Here is a 3177-nt window from a genome sequence, read left to right on the forward strand (position 1 = left end):
TGCGCCTCAAGCATCGACGCCGCTTCCGGCGCTAGTTCCACGGTGGCCCCCAGACAGGACACGATCGCGAAGGATACCACCGGAGCCTACCCGCCACGCCTGTCCGACGCGCTGGGATCGCTACTTGCGCCGGCGCTCCCGCGACCTGGCCGATGCGCGCCAGGAGCACGCCGACAGTAAAGGTCGCGACGCCGGTGACGACACGAGTCGAGCGCGCCGGGCTTTCCGCGGCTGCTTCGTCGCCGGCCGCCCCGGGCCGGCAGATAGCGGCGCGGTCAACGGGATGGCTTCTCCCTCGGTTCGTGCTTGGCCATCAGCGACTGGCTGCCCATCGGGCTGCTGGACGGCCAGCCCGGACGACGCCGCGTCAGCCGTCACGACCGGAGCGCCGCGGCCGGCGGCAACCGCATTCACCACCGCGCCCGTGATGAAGATGATCGAGCTCAGATAGAGGAAGAACATCAGAACGACAACGCTCCCGACCGTCCCGTAGGCGCTGCCCGGATTCGCGAGCATCGCGTAGTAGCGAAAGCCAAACAGAACAACGATCCAGAGGACGGTCGAAACGATCGACCCCGGCGAAATCAGACGGAAACTCTGCTTGACGTTTGGCGCGAAGTTGAATAGCAGCGCCAGCACGAGCATGATGAACAGGATCGGCCCAACGATCTGGACGACGCTCCAGACCGTATTGAACGCCCCGTCGAGGCCGACACGGGAGGTGATTGCGTCGCCAATCGGCCTGCCGAAGACGAGCATCACGAAGGCGAGGACCACCAGGACGCCGACCACCACCGTCAGCCCGATCGAGATCAGCTTGATCTTCAGGAAGCCTCGGTCTTCGGACACGTCGTAGGCGCGGTTGAATGCTTTCATCACCGTCGCAACGCCGTTCGATCCGGACCAGAGCGCAATACTGGCGGTCAGCAGGACGCCAAACAGGGCCGCGCCACCACTCACCTGATTGATCGCGCCATCGACGACTCCAGCAGCAGTTGCCGCGTCTGATCCGGAGCGTTGTCGTTGATCAGCTGGATAAGACGGTCGGCCACCGGCACGTTCGCCACCTGGTTGAGCAATGCGGCCAGCGCGATGACGAAGGCGATCAGTGGCAGGGATCGCAAAGATCGCATGGTAGGCAACGCCGGCCGCGATCTCAGGGACATCATCCTTCTGAAACTTCGCCAGCGTCCGCTTCACGAACATCACGATCGATGTCTTGCCATCGCCGGCCATGCCCGTGTGGTTCGCCATTCACCAACTCCCCGCGGAATTCACGCACCGTCTGCCGCCCTGGATGCAACTGTCATACCATGCCCCGACCGGCCATGCGTCGTTGCGGCCGGCACGAACCAACGAGGGAGGCTCCCATGGGACGCGGCTTCGGAATCGCCGCTGCCGTCGCGCACGAGGTGACCCGAGAGGTCGCACGCGAGGCGGAGGCGTTGGGATATACGTCATTCTGGGTCAACGATACCCCGGGCGCAGACGGGCTGGCGGCGCTGGCCGCGGCGGCCGAGGTCACCGACCGAATCCGGCTCGGCGTCGGTGTCGTCGCCCTCGATCGCCGGCCGCCGGAGACAGTCGCCGCCGATGTCGTGCGGCTCGGCCTGCCACAGGGTCGGCTCTGGCTCGGCGTCGGCGCTGGTGGCGACCCGAAGGGGCTACGCAGGGTGCGAGCGGGGGTGGAGATCCTTCATCAACACGTATCCGCGCCGATCATCATCGGCGCGCTCGGCCCGCGGATGTCGGCGCTGGCCGGGGAGGTCTCCGAGGGGGTGCTCTTCAACTGGCAGACACCGGAATTCGCGGCACTGGCGGGGCAGTGGACTCTCGACGCGGCCAGCGGCGCTGGCCGGCCCCGCCCGCTGCTGATGGCATTCATCCGCTGCGCGCTTCTGCCGCAGGCCGGGGCCAGACTCGCCGAGGAGGCCGGCCGTTACGGCAGCTTCCCGAAGTACGCCGAACACTTCGCGCGCATGGGGGTCGACGCGGGCGGGACAATCATCGCCAGCGTCGAACCAGCCGATCTGCGCGCCGGGATGGCCCGGCACGAAGCGGCGCTCGACGAGGCGGTCGTCCGCGCGATCACCGCCGACGACACCGCCGCGAGCATCCTGGAGCTGCTGCGCGCCTGCGCGCCCACAACCGGGGGGCTGTGATGGGACGCGGATTCGGAGTCATCTCGACGACGCCGCCAGCGGTCATCGAGCAGCTTGCTGCCGCTGCGGAACATCTCGGCTATACCTCATTCTGGTCAAACGATGTCCCCGGCGGGGATGGGCTCGAAGTGCTCGCAGCAGCGGCCGGAGCAACGACGACAATTCGGCTGGTCACCGGCGTCCTGGGCGTCGATCGGCGCACGCCGGAGGAGATCGCCCATGCCCTCGATCGGCTTGGCCTGCCGGTCGATCGGCTGACGATCGGTCTTGGAGCGGGCGACTCCGCGCGACCGCTCGGCGCGGTCCGGGCAACGGTCACGAGCTTGAAGCAGTCGCTTGATGTGCCGGTGATCGTCGCGGCAACCGGGCCGAAGATGCGCGCACTGGCCGGGGAGATTGCTGATGGCGCGTTGTTCAACTGGCCCTCCCCCAGGACGGCAGCCGCTGCGCGCGCAGTCGTCGACGACGCCGCTCGCAATGCCGGCCGGCCACGCCCGCGCACCGCTGCCTACGTGCGCTGCGCGCTGCTGCCGCAGGCCGCGGCAGCCATGGACGCCGAGCTCGGCTACATCGATGGTGGCGGGATGTACGCGAAAGAGCTCTCTGCCTTCGGGCAGACCGCGCGGGATGCTATTGTCTACGGCACAGACGCTGCAATGCTCCAACCGGGACTCGCGGCGTTCGAGCTTGTTGTTGACGAGGTCGTCGTCCGCACGATTACCGCCGACAATGAGCCAGCCGGCCTTCTGGAGCTGTTGCACGCCTGCGCCCCTCCGGAATAGCCGGCCATCGGAAGAAGGGAACCCCACCATGCAAGCGTTGGAGATCCTCGAACGGGCACGCGACACAATGACCGTAAAGCGCGTCTTTGGTGAGCCGATCCACGAGGGTGGCGTCATAATCGTGCCGGTTGCGAAGGTATCAGGCGGCGCAGGAGCGGGATCGGGACACGACGGCGATGGCGGAGGCGGCTACGGCATGCACGCCACCGGAATCGGCGTATTCGAAATCCGCG

The 3177-nt window shown here is 67.1% G+C and carries 4 protein-coding genes; 3 read left to right on the forward strand and 1 reads right to left on the reverse strand.

The genetic code is table 11. The features are described 5' to 3' along the window. Positions 1-120 precede the first annotated feature (120 nt). Positions 121-1254, reverse strand: a complete 1134-nt coding sequence (locus tag V9F06_15975; GenBank protein ID MEI2619102.1) for a YihY/virulence factor BrkB family protein — start codon at positions 1252-1254, stop codon at positions 121-123. Positions 1255-1370: 116 nt separating this feature from the next. On the opposite strand from V9F06_15975, the gene V9F06_15980 reads away from it, so the two are divergent. From V9F06_15980 to V9F06_15990, 3 genes are all read left to right on the forward strand, one after another. Continuing rightward, complete coding sequence (locus V9F06_15980) at positions 1371-2162, forward strand: LLM class flavin-dependent oxidoreductase (protein MEI2619103.1); 792 nt, start codon at positions 1371-1373, stop codon at positions 2160-2162. Next, positions 2162-2944, forward strand: coding sequence for an LLM class flavin-dependent oxidoreductase (locus V9F06_15985; protein MEI2619104.1), 783 nt, complete (start codon positions 2162-2164; stop codon positions 2942-2944). The genes V9F06_15980 and V9F06_15985 overlap by 1 nt, the downstream gene beginning before the upstream one ends. A gap of 28 nt (positions 2945-2972) precedes the next feature. Continuing rightward, positions 2973-3177, forward strand: a 205-nt coding sequence (locus V9F06_15990; protein ID MEI2619105.1) for a hypothetical protein, incomplete at its 3' end; no start/stop codon positions are given.

This window comes from Thermomicrobiales bacterium, assembly GCA_037045155.1.
In the GTDB taxonomy this organism is placed as follows: Bacteria; Chloroflexota; Chloroflexia; order Thermomicrobiales; family CFX8; genus JAMLIA01.

Excerpts from the sequence above, each read along its gene's own strand:
- V9F06_15975 (MEI2619102.1), bottom strand. The coding sequence starts at position 1,254 with ATGGCGAACCACACGGGCATGGCCGGCGATGGCAAGACATCGATCGTG.
- V9F06_15980 (MEI2619103.1), top strand. The coding sequence starts at position 1,371 with ATGGGACGCGGCTTCGGAATCGCCGCTGCCGTCGCGCACGAGGTGACC.
- V9F06_15985 (MEI2619104.1), top strand. The coding sequence starts at position 2,162 with ATGGGACGCGGATTCGGAGTCATCTCGACGACGCCGCCAGCGGTCATC.